General features: G+C 66.0%; 17 protein-coding genes and 1 pseudogene. 12 read left to right on the top strand and 6 right to left on the bottom strand.

Annotated elements, in window-relative coordinates; all coding sequences use genetic code 11:
• Positions 1-53: 53 nt before the first annotated feature.
• The 9 genes and pseudogenes from GJV80_RS00700 to GJV80_RS00730 all read left to right on the top strand — a co-directional run bounded on the left by GJV80_RS00700 (position 54) and on the right by GJV80_RS00730 (position 6,879).
• Positions 54-974 (top strand): cyclase family protein, encoded by a 921-nt coding sequence (locus tag GJV80_RS00700; RefSeq protein ID WP_230207981.1) that lies wholly within the window; start codon positions 54-56, stop codon positions 972-974.
• Positions 975-1,042: 68 nt separating this feature from the next.
• Positions 1,043-1,975, top strand: a complete 933-nt coding sequence (locus tag GJV80_RS00705) for a sugar phosphate isomerase/epimerase (protein WP_195909094.1) — start codon at positions 1,043-1,045, stop codon at positions 1,973-1,975.
• Positions 1,972-2,886 (top strand): NAD(P)-dependent oxidoreductase, encoded by a 915-nt coding sequence (locus GJV80_RS00710; protein ID WP_154686283.1) that lies wholly within the window; start codon positions 1,972-1,974, stop codon positions 2,884-2,886. The genes GJV80_RS00705 and GJV80_RS00710 overlap by 4 nt, the downstream gene beginning before the upstream one ends.
• 128 nt (positions 2,887-3,014) lie before the next feature.
• Positions 3,015-3,383 carry a hypothetical protein gene (locus GJV80_RS23415; RefSeq protein WP_230207982.1) on the top strand — a complete coding sequence of 123 codons (369 nt, stop codon included), beginning with the start codon at positions 3,015-3,017 and terminating at the stop codon, positions 3,381-3,383.
• Positions 3,368-3,913: pseudogene (locus GJV80_RS24795) on the top strand (ABC transporter substrate-binding protein); the annotation flags it as partial. The gene GJV80_RS23415 and the pseudogene GJV80_RS24795, both read left to right, overlap by 16 nt.
• Positions 3,914-3,962: 49 nt before the next feature.
• Positions 3,963-4,337 carry a hypothetical protein gene (locus tag GJV80_RS23420; protein ID WP_230207983.1) on the top strand — a complete coding sequence of 125 codons (375 nt, stop codon included), beginning with the start codon at positions 3,963-3,965 and terminating at the stop codon, positions 4,335-4,337.
• Positions 4,338-4,377: 40 nt separating this feature from the next.
• Entirely contained in the window at positions 4,378-5,304 is a 927-nt protein-coding gene (locus GJV80_RS00720; protein WP_154686284.1) for a carbohydrate ABC transporter permease, read from the top strand.
• 7 nt (positions 5,305-5,311) lie between these two features.
• The gene (locus tag GJV80_RS00725; protein WP_154686285.1) at positions 5,312-6,232 is read left to right on the top strand and encodes a carbohydrate ABC transporter permease; all 921 of its coding nucleotides are present in this window, start codon (positions 5,312-5,314) and stop codon (positions 6,230-6,232) included.
• Between the two features lie 164 nt (positions 6,233-6,396).
• Positions 6,397-6,879, top strand: coding sequence for a single-stranded DNA-binding protein (locus GJV80_RS00730; protein ID WP_154686286.1), 483 nt, complete (start codon positions 6,397-6,399; stop codon positions 6,877-6,879).
• Between the two features lie 52 nt (positions 6,880-6,931).
• Here GJV80_RS00730 and GJV80_RS00735 read toward each other — a convergent pair whose 3' ends face one another.
• Positions 6,932-9,163 carry an NADP-dependent isocitrate dehydrogenase gene (locus GJV80_RS00735; protein WP_154686287.1) on the bottom strand — a complete coding sequence of 744 codons (2,232 nt, stop codon included), beginning with the start codon at positions 9,161-9,163 and terminating at the stop codon, positions 6,932-6,934.
• Between the two features lie 152 nt (positions 9,164-9,315).
• Here GJV80_RS00735 and ettA point away from each other — a divergent pair, with 152 nt between their 5' ends.
• Entirely contained in the window at positions 9,316-10,998 is a 1,683-nt protein-coding gene (ettA, locus tag GJV80_RS00740; RefSeq protein ID WP_154686288.1) for an energy-dependent translational throttle protein EttA, read from the top strand.
• Between the two features lie 4 nt (positions 10,999-11,002).
• Here the strand turns inward: ettA and GJV80_RS00745 are convergent, their stop codons facing one another.
• The 5 genes from GJV80_RS00745 to GJV80_RS00765 all read right to left on the bottom strand — a co-directional run bounded on the left by GJV80_RS00745 (position 11,003) and on the right by GJV80_RS00765 (position 16,253).
• Complete coding sequence (locus GJV80_RS00745; RefSeq protein WP_154686289.1) at positions 11,003-11,473, bottom strand: DUF6069 family protein; 471 nt, start codon at positions 11,471-11,473, stop codon at positions 11,003-11,005.
• Positions 11,474-11,585: 112 nt separating this feature from the next.
• Positions 11,586-14,468: an FAD-binding and (Fe-S)-binding domain-containing protein gene (locus GJV80_RS00750; protein WP_154686290.1), complete on the bottom strand. Its 2,883-nt coding sequence runs from the start codon at positions 14,466-14,468 to the stop codon at positions 11,586-11,588.
• Positions 14,469-14,506: 38 nt separating this feature from the next.
• Positions 14,507-15,127, bottom strand: coding sequence for a MarR family winged helix-turn-helix transcriptional regulator (locus tag GJV80_RS00755; RefSeq protein ID WP_154686291.1), 621 nt, complete (start codon positions 15,125-15,127; stop codon positions 14,507-14,509).
• A gap of 89 nt (positions 15,128-15,216) precedes the next feature.
• The gene (locus GJV80_RS00760; RefSeq protein WP_154686292.1) at positions 15,217-15,930 is read right to left on the bottom strand and encodes a permease prefix domain 1-containing protein; all 714 of its coding nucleotides are present in this window, start codon (positions 15,928-15,930) and stop codon (positions 15,217-15,219) included.
• Positions 15,927-16,253: a PadR family transcriptional regulator gene (locus GJV80_RS00765; RefSeq protein ID WP_154686293.1), complete on the bottom strand. Its 327-nt coding sequence runs from the start codon at positions 16,251-16,253 to the stop codon at positions 15,927-15,929. Before GJV80_RS00765 ends, GJV80_RS00760 begins: the two co-directional genes overlap by 4 nt.
• Before the next feature lie 125 nt (positions 16,254-16,378).
• On the opposite strand from GJV80_RS00765, the gene GJV80_RS00770 reads away from it, so the two are divergent.
• Both GJV80_RS00770 and GJV80_RS00775 read left to right on the top strand, forming a co-directional pair.
• Positions 16,379-16,855 carry a hypothetical protein gene (locus GJV80_RS00770; RefSeq protein ID WP_154686294.1) on the top strand — a complete coding sequence of 159 codons (477 nt, stop codon included), beginning with the start codon at positions 16,379-16,381 and terminating at the stop codon, positions 16,853-16,855.
• Positions 16,852-18,405, top strand: coding sequence for a multicopper oxidase family protein (locus GJV80_RS00775; protein ID WP_154686295.1), 1,554 nt, complete (start codon positions 16,852-16,854; stop codon positions 18,403-18,405). The genes GJV80_RS00770 and GJV80_RS00775 overlap by 4 nt, the downstream gene beginning before the upstream one ends.
• Positions 18,406-18,511 lie beyond the last annotated feature (106 nt).

The following is an 18,511-nucleotide window of genomic DNA, read 5'->3' on the forward strand; positions in this document are numbered from 1 at the left end:
TCCAGCCCAGCCGTCGCATCAAGATCATCACCAACCACTGGAATGTGAGGAACATGACATCGGTGGACGACGCCGAACGTGGCGCCATGCCCTCGACGACCCTAGACGGCAGCACCGCGGAGATCGCCGGCTCGGTTCTGGGCGCGCTCCGGACGGCCCGGCACGGCCGGGTGTACTCGCTCGCCCTGCCACGCTTCCCGGGCATGCCGCTGTGGTCCGGGCATCCGGAGTTCCAGGTGCTGACCTACCGGTCACCCCAGGGTCTGCGATCAGAAGGCATCAAGGCGTGGTCGGGCGAGAACGAGGTCGGCCTGGGATACATCGCGGAGACCGTGTCAGGGTCAGTGCACACCGGTGCGCACATCGACGCCCACGCACACATGACGATCGGAGAGGATGATCACTGGTACGGGGGATCCGCGAAGACCGACCTCGGCGATTTCGGTCCGCTGAAGGGCGATGCGAGCGAACTGCAGCCGATCCTGGCCCGGGGCTTGTTCTACGACGTTCCCCGGCACCGTGGCGTCGACTCGTTGGGCAAGGGCGAACCGATCACCGCCGCAGAACTCGAAGAAATCAGTCGCAACAACGACATGGCGGGACCAGGTCCGGGAGATGTGGTCCTGATCAGGACCGGATACCTGCATCACTGGCCGGACCCACAGGCACTCCTCGCACACAGCGGAGCCGGCCCCGACATCTCCGTCGCCGACTGGCTGATCGACCGAGGCGTTCGCGCGACAGGCACGGACACGGAGGCCTACGAGGTACAACCGCCGCCGAATCCCGGGAGCCCTGCCAATCCCCAGCCGGTCCACACCCGGTTGCTGATCGAGCACGGCATCCATCTCATGGAAAGCCTGTTCCTGGAGGAACTCGGCGCAGCCGGACTGACCGAGTTCCTGTTCATCGCGCTGCCCCTGAAGATCAAGGGCGCGACCGGCTCCATGATCGATCCGATCGCAGTCAGCTGAGCCCATCGCGGCTCGTCCACAAGATCATCGACAACTCACACGTCAAAAGAGAAATGAGAGAGGAATCCATGACTGCCACCCAGACTGAATCGCAGGTCGATTCCCTGATCGGCACCATGCGGGTCGGGTTCACCGGCGGAATGTACCCGGTGCCGGCCGACGTACCGGCGGAGCAGTGGCCGGACTGGCAACTGACTCGCGCGGCCGAGCTCGGCTGCACCGCGCTGCAGATCCGGGAGACACCGCGCGACCGGCAGCTGCAGAAGGATCTGCGCCGTCGCGCCGAGGCACTGGACATCGAGCTCGAAGGATCCGCTCGCGGGATCTTCGTGCCGCTGGCAGCAACCCCGGGCAGCTCGACCCAGGAACTCCGGGAGCAGGTCGCCGCCGGCAAAGCCGCGGGGATGACCGTGCTGCGCAGCGGTTACGGCCGGCTGACGCTGGAGACCACCCGATACGCCGCAGAACGCAATGCCGAGCAACAGCTGTCGCACATGGTTGCCTGCCTGCGGGAGGCGGCCAAGATCGCCGAAGAGTACGAGATGCCGCTTGCCGTGGAGAATCACTGCGACTTCACCGGTCGCGAGCTGGCCACTGTGCTGCGCGAAGTCGACTCGGAGTGGATCGGCTGTGCCATGGACACCGCCAACGGGTTCACCGTGTATTGCGATCCGAACGATGACATCGAGGCGCTGGCTGAGTTCACCTTCACCACGCACATGAAGGACATGAGGATGGTGCCGACGCCGATGAAGGGCCTGGTACCCATCGTTCCGAAGGGGTGCGAGCTGGGAGCCGGGCACGTCGACCTGGTCCGCGCCGTGCGGCTGTTCGCCGAACGGAGCCCACGGGCACAGAACCTTCACCTGATAACCGAGGCCGGTTGGGAGACCTTCGACCCGGAGGCCGACAACGCCACCGATCTGAAAAAGGCGTTGCTCGAACAGGGCGTCAGCTACCTGACAGAGCTGGTCGCGGCGGCGAAGGCGAAGGCGGCATGACCAAGGTCCTGGTCACCGGCGGGAGCGGACGCCTCGGTGGTATCGTGACGCCCCGGCTGCGGGCAGCCGGTCACGAGGTGACCGACTTCGATGCGGTGCCCCATCCGGCGGTCGATGACCCCGCGCCGTTCATCCTCGGCGATCTGACGTCCCTGGAGGACTGCATGCGTGCAGTCAACTACTCAGGAGCTGAGGTGATCGTCCATCTGGGCGCCCTGCCGGGACCACGGGAGATGATCAACAGACCCGGGTGGCGCATCCAGCAGGTCGTGCCGGAGGACTCGACGATGCGCACCAACACCATGGGCACCTACTACCTGCTGGAGGCGGCTGCCCGGCTCGGTGGCGTCAGGCAGGTGATCTTCGCTTCGACCTTCTACGCCCTAGGGCTCGGCAACCGGATCAGTGATCATCCGTTCCAGGTCGACTACCTGCCGATCGATGAGGAGCATCCACTTCGGCCCGAGGATTCCTACGGACTGTCGAAGATGTTCGGCGAGGAGTTGCTGAAAGGCTACAACCGCGCGTACGGGATCACCGCCGTCGCGTTCCGGCTCATGGGTGTCCACTATCCGCACAACGACAACAGTGCACAGTACGACGTGACCGTTCCGTCCCAACCTCACCATCGGGGCGGGCCGATCAAGACGACCTACCAGTACGTCGATGCCCGCGATGTCGCCAACGCGTGCGCTCTGGCCATCGACGCGGCGAACCTGGATGGTTTCGAGGCGTTCCACCTGTCCACCGACACCGTCTATTCCGAAGGCACCAAGGATCTTGTCGCGCGGGTCTGGCCCGATCTTGCCCCGCTCGCCGCCGGAATCAACGGCACCGACGGGATCATCACCGATGCGAAGGCGCGACGAAAGCTCGGCTACAAGCCGGAGCATTCCTGGAGGAACGCCTGATCCAAGGCCGGCCCGACGCCGACTCACAGCGATCGGCGTGCCCCCGGTCACCCTCACGTCCCGCCGGTGGGCGGGACGCTCCGACAAGGAAGTCATGCGTCCGGACGGACGCAACAGAAGGGTCGAACATGTCCGAACCGTACAAACTCTCCCGTCGTGGACTCCTGGCCGGCGCAGCGAGCGTCGGCGCACTGGGTGCCCTGTCGGCCTGTAGCCAGCTCGCCCCGGGTGCCGCACCAGGGAGCAAGAGCGATGGTGGCGTGGCACAGATCTGGGTGAACAGCGACGACGTTCTGAATCCGATCCAGCAGAAGGCCGTCGACAGATTCAACGCCACCTCCAAGACCACGATGAAACTCGTCCCGATCCCGTCCACCCAGTCGATGAACGACAAGGTGCGGGCGGCGATCAACACACCCAACAAGCCCAACCTGTTCTTCAACTGGGCGGCGGCAGCATCCGCGAGTACGCGGAAGCCGACCTGCTCGTCGACCTGACGCCCAAGCTCACCAGTGACACCACCTGGCGCGACACCTTTGTGAAGAGCGTTCTGGACGCCGGGAAGATCGGCGACAAGTACTACGACATCCCACTGAAGGGTATGCAACCGGTGCTGCTCTTCTACAACAAGACGATGTTCGCCGACGTCGGAGTCAAACCGCCGGAGACCTGGGACGACATCAAGTCGCTGGTCAACACCTTCAAGCAGAAGGAGATCACGCCGTTCGTCCTGGGTGGCCAGGACTCGTGGACCGAGCTGATGTACTTGGAATTCCTGGTGGATCGCCTCGGCGGGCCGGAAGTTTTCCAACGAGTCGAGAACGGCGACGCTGCGGGCTGGGGCGACCCGGTATTCCTGAAGTCGCTGGAGATGATCCGCGAACTGGTCGACATGGGAGCCTTCGGCACCAACTATTCGTCGATCGGCTATGGCAACGGATCGGCCAGCGCGCTGTTCGCCAAGGGCAAGGCAGCGATGCATCTGATGGGCACCTGGGAGTTCACCAGCCAACAGGGATCGAACCCGAAGTTCGTGAAGAACGACCTCGACTACACCAACTTCCCCGCTGTCGACGGTGGCAAGGGGGGACCCGAGGGACACCGCCGGCAACCCGACCAACTACTTCGCGGTGACCAAAACCGACGTGTCCGACGCGTGTGTGGACTTCCTCCACACGCAGATGACCAACAAGGAGTACATCGACGCGATGATCAAGGCCGGCGAGGTACCGGCGATCGCCGATCTCGGCGACCGGCTGGACCAGCACCCGAACCCCGCCTTCGCCAAGGCCGTGTACGAGATCGCCCAGACCGCTCCATCCTTCACCCTGTCATGGGACCAGGCGCTGCCCTCGAACATCGGCGACGCCGTTGTGACGAATCTGCAGAAGGTGTTCAACAAGCAGATCCAGCCCGCCGACTGGGTTGCCGCCATGAAGAACGCCAACTGATCGAAATGATCATGACTCGTCGGCCGACAAAGGAGTGATCATGGCCGCAACTGTAGCTACCGTACGCGTCCCACGGCGGGGTGCGGCCGACAGGACAAGTCGACCAGGGTTGGCGTGGGGAGTTCCGACCGTCGTCTACTTCGCCGTCTTCGCGCTGCTCCCGATGGCCCTTGTCGTGTACCTGTCCTTGACCAGCTGGCGCGGGTTGGGAACTCCGCAGTTCACCGGTCTCGACAACTGGCGGAGGATGCTCAGTGACCATGAGTTGTTCTCCTCTCTGCGGATCACCGCGGTCTTCACCGTCGGCTCATGGCTGTCCCAGACCGTGTTGTCCCTGGCATTGGGAGTCTGGGCGGCGGGCCGGCAGCGGAATCGGGCCGTCCTGTCGGCCATCTACTTCCTCCCGCTGGTGATGTCGTCGACGGCCATCGCCATCGTCTGGAGTGTCATCCTCGATCCGAACTTCGGCCTCGCCGGCTGGTTGGGTCCGCTGGTCGGGTTCAAGGACGGCAACATCCTCGGATCCGACAATGGTGCGCTGGCGATGATCATCTTCGTCGGTGGGTGGCAGTTCATCCCGTTCCACACGCTGCTCTACCAGGGTGCGGCACGGGCAGTCCCGGCCGTCCTCTACCAGGCGGCGGTCGTGGACGGGGCCGGCCGTATCCAGCAGTTCTTCAACGTCACGCTGCCGCTGATCAGGAACACCATCGTCACCTCATCGGTGATCATGCTGGTCGGCACTCTCACCTCGTTCGAGACGGTCCTCATCCTGACCAAGGGTGGACCGGGCACGGCGACGAGGATCCTGCCGTACGAGATGTATGCCCGCGGCTTTCAGAATTACGAGATGGGCTACGGCAGTGCGATTGCCCTGGTTCTTGTTGTTGTGGCCACCGCGCTGTCCCTGATCACGGTGAAGTTGTCCGGATACTCCAAGATGCGCAGCACCTACGAAGGGGTGTGAAACGACCGTGAGTACCACTGCGCAGACCCCGTCCGAGGTCCAGACCGAACCTGCCGCCGTCGCGGCGGTCCGGCGGCTGGGCGCCCGACCGGCGCGTCGCACGGGTCCGGCATCGGAACGGCCCAACTACGTCGCCGGAGTTCTCAGCATCGCCTGGTTGATCATCATCGCCGTTCCGATCTACATGATGGTGAAATACAGCTTGCAGTCCCAGCAGGACTACCTCAACGGCAATCCACTGGCGCCACCGACTCATCCGTCGTTGGGCAACTACGCCTACGTCCTGCAACACGGCTTCGTGCTCTACGGATTGAACACAGCGATCGTCATGATCGGATCGGTCGGACTGGTGTTGATCTTCGCCGTGCCCGCGGCGTACGCCATCGTGCGGTCACCGAGCAGATTCATCTCCTGGACCTTCCGGCTGTTTCTCTTCGGTCTGGCCATCCCGGCGCAGGCGACGATCATTCCGGTCTACCTGCTGATCACCAAGCTCGGACTGTACGACTCCCTGATCGCGATCATCCTTCCGGGAGCCGCATTCGGATTGCCACTGTCGATCCTGGTCCTGGTCGGATCGCTGCGCGACATCCCGCAGGAGACCTACGAGGCGATGTCGCTCGACGGTGCCTCGGCAGCCAAGGTCTTCTGGCATCTGGTGCTGCCGTTCGGGAAGTCGGCGATCATGACGGTCGCGATCTTCTCGGCGCTGGGGGCGTGGAACTCGTTCATCTTTCCGCTCCTGTTGACACAGTCGCCGGGGAAACGCGTGCTCACCCTGTCGTTGTACCAGTTCCAGGGCGAGTTCCAGACGAACGTTCCGGGCCTGATGGCCGCCGTCGTGTTGTCCGCGGTGCCGATCTTCCTGCTCTATCTCTTCGGTCGACGCTGGTTGATGGCCGGCTTGATCGGGATGGGCGGGAAGTAGGAATGCGGTAGCCGGTTGGTCCGCTCCGGAGGGTTGTCCACAGGGCGAAGGACACCTCGAAGTACTGTCCACAGATTTCGCCGACCCTGAAACACCACCGGCCTCCGGGCGCAAGGTAGCGGTGAAGGAGTTGCAGGTAGCGACTCCGCGACTGCGAGGAGCGCATGGCTATGGAGGCACTGGTCACCATCACCGGATACGTCGGGACTGCCGTCGAGTCCCGTCCCACCCAGCGGAACACCGCGCGGGCGTCGTTCCGGCTCGCCTGCACCCCGCGGGCCAAACAGGGCGGAAACTGGGGCGACGACAACACCGTCTGGATGACCGTCATCTGCTGGCGGACGCTGGCCGAGCACGCGCTGGCCAGCGTCAACAAGGGCGACCCGGTCGTCGTCTCGGGCAAGCTGCGCAACCAGGTCTGGCCGGATGCCGACGGCGTGGTGCAGGAGCGGTTGGTGATCGAAGCGACTTCGGTGGGTCATGACCTGACCCGTGGCACGTCAAGCTTCCGCCGCCTGCAGCGGGTGGATTCCTTCGACGATCTTGATCGGGAGACCGGTGAGATGATCGCCAAGCTCGAGGCCGAGGATCTGGCGGACCCGTTCACGGTCGAGGACGATCCGGCCTCGGCCGGGGTCGGCGACTGAGACCGGTCGGCCGCGGTACCGGAAGGCCCGGACCGCGGCCGATCAGCGGTGCTCAGAGAGCGGCCAGCGCCTCGTTGAGGGACTTCGACGGACGCATCACCGCTGATGCCTTGGCGTCGTCGGGACGGTAGTAACCGCCGATATCGGCCGGAGACCCCTGGACGCCGATCAACTCGGCGACGATGGTCTCCTCATTGGCCGCCAGCGTCTCGGCCAACGGCGCGAACGCCTTCGCCAGCTCCGGGTCGTCGGTCTGCGTAGCAAGTTCCTGCGCCCAGTAGAGCGCCAGATAGAAGTGCGAGCCGCGGTTGTCGATTCCGCCGACCCGCCGGGTCGGAGACTTGTCCTCGTTGAGGAAGGTCCCGGTCGCCCGGTCGAGGGTCTCCGCGAGCGCCTTGGCACCGGCGTTGTTCGCGTAACCAGCCAGATGTTCGAAGCTCGCCGCCAGCGCGAAGAACTCGCCCAGGCTGTCCCACCGGAGGTAGTTCTCCTTGATCAACTGTTGTACGTGCTTGGGTGCCGAACCGCCGGCGCCGGTCTCGAACAGTCCACCGCCGGCCATCAGCGGCACGACCGAGAGCATCTTGGCCGAGGTGCCGAGCTCGATGATCGGGAACAGGTCGGTGTTGTAGTCACGCAACACGTTGCCGGTCACCGAGATGGTGTCCTCACCCTTGCGCAATCGCTCGAGCGAGTAGGTCGTCGCCTCGGCCGGAGGCAGGATCTCGATGGTCAGACCCTCGGTGTCGTGCTCGGGCAGGTAGGCGTTGACCTTCGCGATCAGGTTGGCGTCGTGGGCCCGGTTCTCGTCCAGCCAGAAGACCGCCGGCGCACCGGTCGCCCTCGCCCGGGTGACCGCGAGCTTGACCCAGTCACGGATCGGGGTGTCCTTGGTCTGGCAGGCCCGCCAGATGTCGCCCGGCTCGACCTGGTGGCTGATCAGCTCGTCGCCGCCGGAGTTGACCACATGGATGGTCCCCGCAGCGGGAGCCTCGAAGGTCTTGTCGTGGGAGCCGTACTCCTCGGCAGCCTGAGCCATCAGGCCGACGTTGGGCACCGAGCCGATGGTCGCCGGGTCGTAGGCGCCGTTGGCCCGACAGTCATCGATCACTGCCTGGTACACGCGGGCGTAGCTGGAGTCCGGGATCACCGCGAGGGTGTCCGCTTCCTCGCCGTCGGGGCCCCACATGTGGCCGCCGATCCTGATCATCGCCGGCATCGACGCGTCGACGATGATGTCGGACGGGACGTGCAGGTTGGTGATGCCGCGATCGGAGTCGACCATCGCCATCTTGGGGCCGTCGGCCAGACCTGCGGTGACCGCCTTGGTGATCGCGTCGCCCTCGGGCAGCTTTGCCGCGGAGCTGAGCAGGGCGCCGAGTCCGTCGTTGGGTGAGATGCCGGCTGCCGCGAGTTGGTCGCCGTACTGCTCGAACAGGGTGGGGAAGAACGCCTGCACCACGTGGCCGAAGATGATCGGATCGGACACCTTCATCATCGTCGCCTTGAGGTGGACCGAGAAGAGGACGTCGTCGGCCTTGGCCCGGGCGATCTGCTCGGTCAGGAAGCGGCGCAGAGCGGCGACACTCATGAAGGTGCCGTCCACCACCTCACCGGCCAGGACCTTGAGCCCGTCCTTCAACACCGTCACCGTGCCGTCGGCGGCGACGTGCTCGATCCGCAGCGTGTCGTCGGTCGGGATGATCACCGACTGCTCGTTGGAATAGAAGTCGTCGTGGCCCATGGTCGCGACGTTGGTCTTCGAGTCGGCGGACCAGGCGCCCATCCGGTGCGGATGGGCCTTCGCGTACGCCTTCACCGAGGCGGGTGCCCGACGGTCGGAGTTGCCCTGCCGCAGGACCGGGTTCACCGCGGATCCCTTGACCTTGTCGTACCGGGCCCGGATCTCCTTCTCCTCGTCGGTGGACGGGCTCTCCGGATAGGCCGGCAGGTCGTAGCCGGCCGCCTGGAGTTCGGCGATCGCTGCCTTGAGCTGCGGCACGGAGGCCGAGATATTGGGAAGCTTGATGATGTTGGCCGACGGATCACCGGTCAGCGCGCCCAGTTCGGCCAGGGCATCGGGCAGCCGCTGCTCGGCGGTCAGGCGTTCGGGGAACTGGGAGATGATCCGCCCGGCCAGGGAGATGTCCCGGGTCTCGATCTCGACGCCGGCCTTGGCGGCGTAGGCGGAGACGATCGGCAGGAACGAGTACGTCGCCAGCAGCGGTGCCTCGTCGGTATGGGTGTAGATGATGGTGGCAGTGCGTGACGCAGTTCCTGACATGTTCGCCTGACTCCTGGCTGAAGAGGGGTTCGGGATCACTGAATTCCTTGACGTCAAGATACCTGACGGCGATCGGGATTTGTCTGGGCGGTGGCGGGCACTAGGTTTGGTCCTCGGTCAGATCCATCCGTTCGAAGGGGACACGCGCAGCCATGGCTGAGTTCATCTTCCAGCTCCAGAGCGTACGCAAGGCCCTTGGCGACAAGGTCATCCTGGACAACGTCACCCTGGACTTCCTACCCGGCGCCAAGATCGGCGTCGTCGGTCCCAATGGCATGGGCAAGTCAACGCTGCTCAAGCTGATGGCCGGCATCGAGCAGCCCAACAACGGGGAGGCGAGGCTGGCGAAGGACGCCAGCGTCGGCATCCTGCTCCAGGAACCGCCGCTGACCGAGGGCAAGACAGTCCTGGAGAATGTCGAGGAGGCCGTCGCCGAGACCAAGCAGATGCTCGCCCGGTTCAACGAGATCTCCGAAGAACTGGCCGACCCGGACGCCGACTACGACACGCTGCTCGCCGAGATGGGCGATCTGCAGACCGAGCTTGATCGCCGCCAGGCGTGGGAGGTCGACTCCCAGCTGGAGCAGGCGATGGACGCCCTGCGCTGCCCGCCCGGCGATGCGGACGTCGACATCCTGTCCGGTGGTGAACGCCGTCGGGTCGCGCTCTGCAAGCTGCTGCTGCAGCAGCCCGACCTCTTGCTGCTCGACGAGCCGACCAACCACCTGGACGCCGAATCGGTGTTCTGGCTGCAGGGCCACCTGAAGAGCTACCCGGGTGCCGTGCTGGCGGTCACGCACGACCGCTATTTCCTCGACGACGTCGCCGAGTGGATCCTCGAGCTCGATCGCGGCCGCACCTACCCCTACCAGGGCAACTACTCCACCTATCTGGAGACCAAGCGCTCCCGGTTGCAACTGGAGGGTCGCAAGGACGCCAAGCGGGCGAAGATCCTTGAGCAGGAGCTGGAGTGGGTCCGCTCCAACCCCAAGGCACGGCAGGCCAAGAACCGCGCCCGCCTGGCCCGCTACGAGGAACTGGCCGCCGAGGCCGAACGCAGCCGCAAACTCGACTTCGAGGAGATCAACATCCCGCCGGGCCCGCGGCTGGGCAACCAGGTGCTCGATGTCGAGGACCTTGTCAAGAGCTTCGAGGACCGCACGCTGTTCAACGGGCTGTCCTTCTCGCTGCCCAGGGCCGGAATCGTCGGTGTCATCGGCCCCAACGGCGTCGGGAAGTCGACGCTGTTCCGGATGATCGTCGGCGAGGAGACCCCGGACAGCGGAACGCTCAAGCTCGGTTCGACCGTTTCGGTCTCCTACGTCGACCAGAGCCGCTCCGGTCTTGATCCGAAGAAGAACGTCTGGGAGGTCGTCTCCGACGGGCTGGACTACATCAAGGTCGCGAACTTCGAGATGCCGTCCCGCGCCTACGTCGCCAGCTTCGGCTTCAAAGGCCCGGACCAGCAGAAGCCGGCCGGTGTGCTGTCCGGTGGTGAGCGCAACCGCTTGAACCTCGCGCTCACGCTCAAGATGGGCGGCAACCTGCTGCTGCTGGACGAGCCGACCAACGACCTGGACGTGGAGACCCTGCAGTCGCTGGAGGACGCGCTGCTGGAGTTCCCCGGTTGCGCCGTCGTCGTCTCCCACGACCGCTGGTTCCTCGACCGGGTCGCGACCCACATCCTGGCCTGGGAGGGCACCGACGAGGATCCGGCCCGGTGGTACTGGTTCGAGGGCAACTTCGAGGACTACGAGGCAAACAAGATCGAGCGCCTCGGCGCAGAAGCCGCCCGGCCGCACCGCACCACGCACCGTCGGCTGACCCGCGACTGACGGGTCAGCCGCCGACCCGCCGGCCCGGCAGGCCGACGATGAAGGTCGTTCCGACCACGACGTGCATCGACACCAGGGCGATCGCGGCCGGCACCGACAACGCCATGGTGATCGGCGACCACAGGGAACCGATCAGCACGACCCCGGCGATCACCCGCCAGACGGTCGCGGCCCGCCGGCCAAGGAAATGTTCCAGGACGGCCAGCAACAACCAGGCCGCCAGCCCGGAGATGATCGGCGCCGCGGCGACCAGGACAGGGTGCACGACCTGCGGGCCGAATCCCTGGTCGACGACCAGATCGGTGCCGATGATCTTGGCACAGAGCACCCAGTCCAGCAGCGCCGCCGTCAGCGCGATCAAGATCACGATCGCCCGCCGCGCGCGGGGCGCCGCCCTCCGATCGTCCTTGTGATGCGCGACTGTCGTCGGGTCGACGGCACGTGCGTTTTGGTCCTTGGTTGCACTTCTGTCCATGATCAGGACGCTACGGTCGCCGGTCCGGACCTGCCTGCGACGTCTGTCAGGACCCCCAGGTGACAACCGTCACCGATTGCCGTCGCCGATCTCCGGAACGTTCCTGCGGCGGTCAGCGGGCCAGCAGATCGGCCAGGCTGATCGCCGTACGACCGCCCAACTCGGCCAGCTGCGTACGGCAGGAGAATCCGTCGGCGAGCACGATCGCCTCCGGATCGGCCGCCCGGACGGCGGGAAGAAGATCATGTTCGGCGACTGCGACGCTGACCTCGTAGTGGCCCTTTTCCATCCCGAAGTTGCCGGCCAGGCCGCAGCAGCCGCCGACCGTGGTGATCGCGGCGCCCGTCCGGGCCAGCAACGCGGCGTCGGTCTGCCAACCGCTGACCGACGCATGGTGACAGTGCGGCTGGACCACCACCTCGACACCGGTGAGATCGGGAGGTTGCCAGCCGTCGGTGTGGGTGAGCAACTCCGCCAGGCTCTGGATGCCGGCCGCCACCGTGGCGATCCGCGGATCGTCCAGCAGTTCGCCGGCATCGCTGCGCCACACCGCGAGACAGGACGGTTCCAGACCGACGATCGGGATCCCGGCCTCGGCGTACGGGGCCAACACCGCTGCCGCGTTGCGCAACTGCCGCCGGGCGCCGTCAAGCTGTCCGGTGCTGATCCAGGTCAGACCGCAACAGGCGGTGCGGGGGAGCAGGTAGGGCTGGTAGCCCGCCCGTTCCAACACGGTGATGGCCGACGGGATCGGCCCGCCGGCGAACTGCGAGGACAGCGAATCGGTCCAGACGATCACGGGCTTGGCCGCTGACGGTCCGGAAAGGTTCGCCGCGTCGCCGGCGATCGGCACCCGGTCAGTGATCCTGCTGGTCTCGAAGGCGGGCAGGCTGCGCCGCCGGTCGATTCCGGCGATCGACTTGATCAGCCGGCTCAGTCCCGGCATCCGGGTGCCGAGGTTGGCCAATCGCGCCACACCGGGCAGTCGGGTGATCATCCGTCCCCAGCGTGGCAACTGTCCCAGCGCGTAGTGCGACCGCGGCCGCGGCTTGCCGGCGTACGTCTCGTCCAGCACCCGCGCCTTGTACGCTGCCATGTCGATACCGGTCGGGCAGTCCCGGCGACATCCCTTGCAGGACAGGCAAAGGTCTAATGCCTGGTGCACCTCAGGCGCTGTCCAGCCACCGCCCACCAGCCGCCCGTTGATCACCTCCTCCAACACCCGCGCCCGCCCCCGGGTCGAGTCCTTCTCGTTGCCGGTCGCCTGGAAGGACGGGCACATCACCCCGCCGCCGGCGGTGTTGTCGGCGACACACTTGCCGACCCCGGTACAGCGATGCACCTCCCGGGTGAAACCGGGATCGGCCAGCGCCAACGGGCGGAGGCGTACCTGCGGGATCCGCAGATCGGCGTCCACCGGCCGAGGATCGACCAGCACTCCGGGATTGAGCAGGTTGCCCGGATCGAAGATCTGCTTGACCGCGCCGAACAGCCGGATGGCTTCGGCGGAATACATCTTCGGCAGCAGGGCCGAGCGTGCCCGGCCGTCGCCGTGCTCACCGGACATCGAACCGCCGTAGCCGGCAACGAGTTCCGCGGCATCCTCGACGAACCGCCGGTACTGGTCCCCGCCGCCCTCCTCCCACAGCGGGAAGTCGATCCTGATGTGCACGCAGCCGTCACCGAAATGCCCGTACGGCAGCCCTTCGACGCCGTAGGAGCCCATCAGCTTCTCGAAGTCCCGAAGGTAGGCGCCGAGATGCTCCGGCGGGACGGCGCTGTCCTCCCAGCCACCGTGTGCCGGACGGCTCAGGCTGACCGCCGCCAGCCCGGCGCCGTCCTCCCGGATCTTCCACAATCGGGCCGTCCGCGCCGGATCGTCGACGATGAAACCGTCCAGACAACCGGAGTCGGCAAGCAGCCGTTCGGCCCGGTCGCGTACGTCATGATCATCCTCACCGGCCAGCTCGACCAGCATCCAGCCGGCACCCCGGGGCAACACCGGTACCGCACCCTCGCCCTGCCGCCGGCGGACGACGTCAACGATCCTCGAGTCGAGTCCTTCGGCAGCCGTCGGACGGTAGGGCAGGATGGCCGGCACCGCATCGGCTGCCTCCGCCATACTCGGATAACCGAGCGCGATCATGATCTTGTACGGCGCATCGCGGACCAGCCGCACCGTTGCCCTGGTGATCATGGCCAGGGTTCCTTCGGTACCGGCGAGGAACTTGAGCACGTCGAAGTTCCTCTCCGGCAGCAGGTTCTCCAGCGCGTAGCCCGACACCTGTCGGCCGAACCTGCCGAACTCGGTCCTGATCAGGCCGAGATGATCACGAACCAGCGCGTCCAGGCGGGTGAACAACGCCGAATCGGACGGTGAGCTGTCGGCGGTGATCAGCATCCGGGTGCCGTCGGCCGTGGCGATCTCCAGGTCGACCAGGTTGTCGGCGGTGCGGCCGTAACCCAACGCCCGCGACCCGCAGGCGTTGTTGCCGATCATGCCGCCGATGGTGCACCGGGTGTGCGAACTGGGATCCGGTCCGAAACGCAGGCCCTGCCGGGTCGCCTCGCGTTGCAGGGCGGCGTGCACCACACCAGGTTCGACGGTTGCGGTGCCGGCCTCCGGGTCGATGGAAACGATCTTGTTGAGGTGTTTCGAGGTGTTCAGGATGAGGCCGGTCCCGATCGCGTTCCCGGCGATCGACGTCCCGGCTCCACGGCTGGTCACGGGCACCTCATGGTCGACCGCCAACCGGCCGATCTCGACAAGTTCCTCGGCGGTCCGCGGCCACGTGACCAGTTGCGGGACGACCCGGTAGATGGAGGCGTCGGAGGAATACAGCGCCCGGGTCAGGGTGCTGCTGTCCACCGCCGCGCCGAGCCCGCGACGGCGCAGTTCGGCCAACAGGTCGCGTGCCGCCGGGTCGAGGATGTGGTCCGCGGGCCCGACGGCGTCGGCCGGATCGGCCGGGTCGGCCGTGGTGACGTCAGTCATAGCGGCGTCAAGCCTAAGGGGCGGCGTGCCGCCGACGCTCAGTGGCGCACGTATCCACCCGACGACGCCGCCGGGGACTCCGGGTCCTCGGAGAGGCAATCGTCAGCGTCCTCGGCATCGTCGGTGTCATCCGCGACATCCTCATCGTCGGGGTCCGACGTCGGCGTGGGAGCGACCAGGATGAAATGGCGGGGCGTCAGGGTGCCGTCGTCGCGTGGGGTGTCCAACAGCCCGTCGAAGACCCGACCGAGTGCCTCCCAGTCGTCGGGGCCGGCAGGGCCGATCAGGTGCCTGCGTACCGATTCCACGTGGGCCGGGGCCGACTCCTGCAGAAGTTCGACTCCCCGTTGTGTCAGCTCCGCCCAGACCCCGCGACGATCCGATCGTGAGGCCTCCCTCCGAACCAGTCCGGCGGCCTCCATCCGGGTGATCGTGTGCGTCAACCGGGAGCGGGACTGGTGCACCGCGTCGGCGAGTTCGGACATCCGCAGCCGCTGGTCCGGGCCCTCCGACAGGCAGACCAGGATGCTGTACTCGTTGAGCGACAGGTTGAACGGACGGAGTGCCTGATCGAGGCGCTGCCACAGCTCGGCGGCACCCAACAGATACGTCCGCCAGATCCGCTGTTCGGATTCGTTCAACCACGGGGTTTGGCTCATCGTCACCAACTTCGGTCCTGCGGGAAGCGCGCCATGGCGCGAACCTACTGCACGGGTGAAGGTCGCCGGATAATCTACGCCGAAATGGCTCAGGAATGTCGCTGCGTCGTGATCAGCAGTCTCTCCGCACGCCAGGCGTTTGTGCTACGCCAGAAGGAATACAGGACGACACAGACCATCACACCGGAAATCACCGCACTGAGTTGCTGCACGGCGATTCCGGCCACCAGACCTGCGTCCGGCCCGGATCGGGCGCGGTGACTCAGGAACGCCAGCAGGTAGGTCGCAGCGATCGACGCCAGAGAAAGAGCGGTGAAGGTGATGGCCACCCGATGGACCCGGTCGGTGCGCCGCCGGCGATATCTCAGGAATCCGACGGTCGCCGTGGAGAACAGCACTGATAGTGCGCCGATGAGGGTGAATCCGGTCCCTGCCGACGTGCCATCGGTGAAACGGGTGACCGTCTGGAAGACCGCATAGTAGAGCGCCCAGCTGGTCAGGATCAGTGGATAGCCGATCCCCACGACCACGGCCGCTCGGAGGGTGGCCGAGGCGCCGAGTTCGGTCCGGCACTGGCTGGCGATCCTGTCGATCTCGTTGACGCCGAAGTCTTCGACCGCCTTCTGTTCGGCGATGCTTGCCGGCAGCCCGGCCTCGCGGTAGGCCGCCGCCGCATCCTCCAGGCCGTCGCGCATCTCGGTGATCAGCTCCCGGCCCGCACCGACCCGGGTCTGCGGGATCCTGGCCCGCAGCGCTGCGAGCAGCCCGGGGATCGTGGTGACCTCGGCAGTTGATGTCGTCATCGTGCAGTGCCTCCCAGGACGCGCTGGATGGCGCCGGAGAATCGCAGCCATTCGGTGCGCCGTTCACTCAACGCCCGACGGCCGACAGCGGTCAGGCTGTAGGTGCGCCGGCGGCGGCCACCCACGGTACTCCACCGACCCTGCAGGTAGCCGGCGGTTTCCAGTCGACGGAGTGCCGGATAGACGGTACCGGTCGGCAGGTTCAGTTCACCGCCGCTGCGCCGTTGCATCGCCTCGATCACGGCGTAGCCATGCAGGGGTCCGTCCTCCAGGACGGCCAGCAGCAGGCTGTCCAGATGCCCCTTGACATTGTCGGCCGCCATGCGGCGATGGTAGCGCGCCAGCGGTGGATAGGTTGGCTGCTCGGCTATGGATCAGGGTTCCAGGCCGCGAATGCCAGGGAAATTCCCGATGCATAAGTAGACTGCCTACATATACGGTGTGAGGCATGAGTTCCATCGAGAGGTCCGTCGAGACCAGGCCGAGGGTCGGGTTCGCGGCATCGCGCTGGGTGGTGCGGGTGTTGTTGTCACTGACCGCGGTGGCCGCGGTCGCTCAACCCCTCACCATCGGCCAGTATCTGGACGGCCGTTATGCGTTGCTGCAGATGCACAGTGCGGGCGCGGTGGCCCTGGAGACCTTCGGGCTGCTGCTGATCCCGCTGGTGATCTGGTACGTGGTGGCCGGCGGCCGGGTCTGGGTGTTGATCACGATCCTGTTGGCAGTGGCGATCGAGGTCCAGGCGGTGATGGGTTACGTCCGCGATCTCGGCGTGCACATCCCCCTCGGGGTGGCCGTCGTCGGCGGCGCGATCGTGCTGACCATCTGGTTCTGGTCGCCGTATTCCGCCAAGCACCGTCCGCGCCGCGCCCGCTCGGCGGTCGAGGATGCCGAGGCCGAGCCGGAGGGGGCGGTGGTCGGATGAGACGCCGTACGCTCTTCGGTCTGGCTGGTGCCGGATTGGCCGGGATGGCGGTCGGCCCGTTGGCGGGTTGCGCCGACAGTCCGGCCGGCCAGAGTGCCCGGTTGTTGCACAGCAGTCTGCGGCTGCCGCGGCCGTACCAGGTGCCAATGCCGATCCCTCCGGTGAAGAAACCGGTCGCCACACAGGCCGGCGTCACGTCGTACGAGATCGTCCAGCGCACCGCCGAGGTGGAAATGCTGCCGGGGTTGCGAACCACGATCATGGGATACGACGGGATCTTCCCGGGTCCGACGATCGAGGCCCGCCGTGGTGAACGGGTGGTCGTCCGGCACAAGAACCAGCTGCCGGTGCCCAGTGTCGTCCATCTGCACGGCGGCAACACCGCGCCGGCCAGCGACGGCTACCCGATCGACCTGGTGCTGCCCAGGCACTGGGACGGTGAGCAGACCGCTCATGATCACGGGGCCATGCGGGGAGATGTCGCGCTCGGTGAACGGGAGTATCACTACGACCATGATCAACAGGCTGCGACCCTGTGGTACCACGACCACCGGATGGATTTCACCGGGCCACAGGTGTGGCGGGGTATGGCCGGCTTCCATCTGATCCGCGACGACGTCGAGGACGAGCTGCCGCTGCCGCACGGTGATCGGGAGATTCCACTGATGATCACCGACCGTGCCTTCAAGGCCGACGGCAACCTGCACTACCCGGCGCTGGATCCACGGCTGATCAGCACGCCGGGAGTCACTGCTCCCTACGCGTCGGGGGTGTTGGGTGACGTGATCCTGGTCAACGGGGCACCATGGCCCGAGCTCGAAGTGGATGCGGCACGCTACCGGTTCCGCATCCTCAACGCCTCCAACGCCCGGCGCTATCAACTGCAGCTCGATCCGCCGCCACCCGGGGACGGTCGGGGCTTCACGGTGATCGGCACCGACGGCGGTCTCCTGAGCGCACCGGTACGGCTGGAATCGATCACCACCGCGTCGGCCGAGCGGCACGATGTCATCATCGATTTCTCCCGCTATCCGGTCGGGTCCGAGGTGGTGCTGGCCAATCGACTGGGCAGTGGCAGCACGGCGACTGTGATGCGGTTCCGGGTGGCGCGCAAGGCCCGCGACGACTCCCGGATCCCGGCCACGCTGACCGAGTTGGAACCCCTCGACACCAGCAACGCGATTCGCCGGGAATGGCGCTTCACCCGCAAACCGTCCGGCGGGATGACGATGTGGGCGATCAACGGCCGGTTCTTCGATCCCGGGCGGATGGATGCCAGACCCCAGCTCGGCCGAACCGAGATCTGGCGGTTCTACACCGACCTGAACCACTCGGTGCACGTCCACCTGTCGCCCTTCCGGGTGATCAGCCGGACCGGTCATCGACCGGAACCGGTCGAGGCAGGCTGGAAGGACACCCTGGATCTGCGGCCGACCGAGTATGCCGACGTGGCGGTGCGGTTCACCAATCACCGCGGCCACTACCTGATGCACTGCCACAACCTGGAACACGAGGACATGGGCATGATGTCGGCGTTCGAGGTGGTCTGAGTCATTGGTTCCCGGTCTCCCGATGACGGACACTAGAGTGACAGGAGATGGAGAAGTCGTTCGCCGGTCCTGATGAGGTCATCACGATCGTCGCTGGAGCTAGGGG

The organism is Microlunatus sp. Gsoil 973 (assembly GCF_009707365.1).
GTDB lineage: Bacteria > Actinomycetota > Actinomycetes > Propionibacteriales > Propionibacteriaceae > Microlunatus.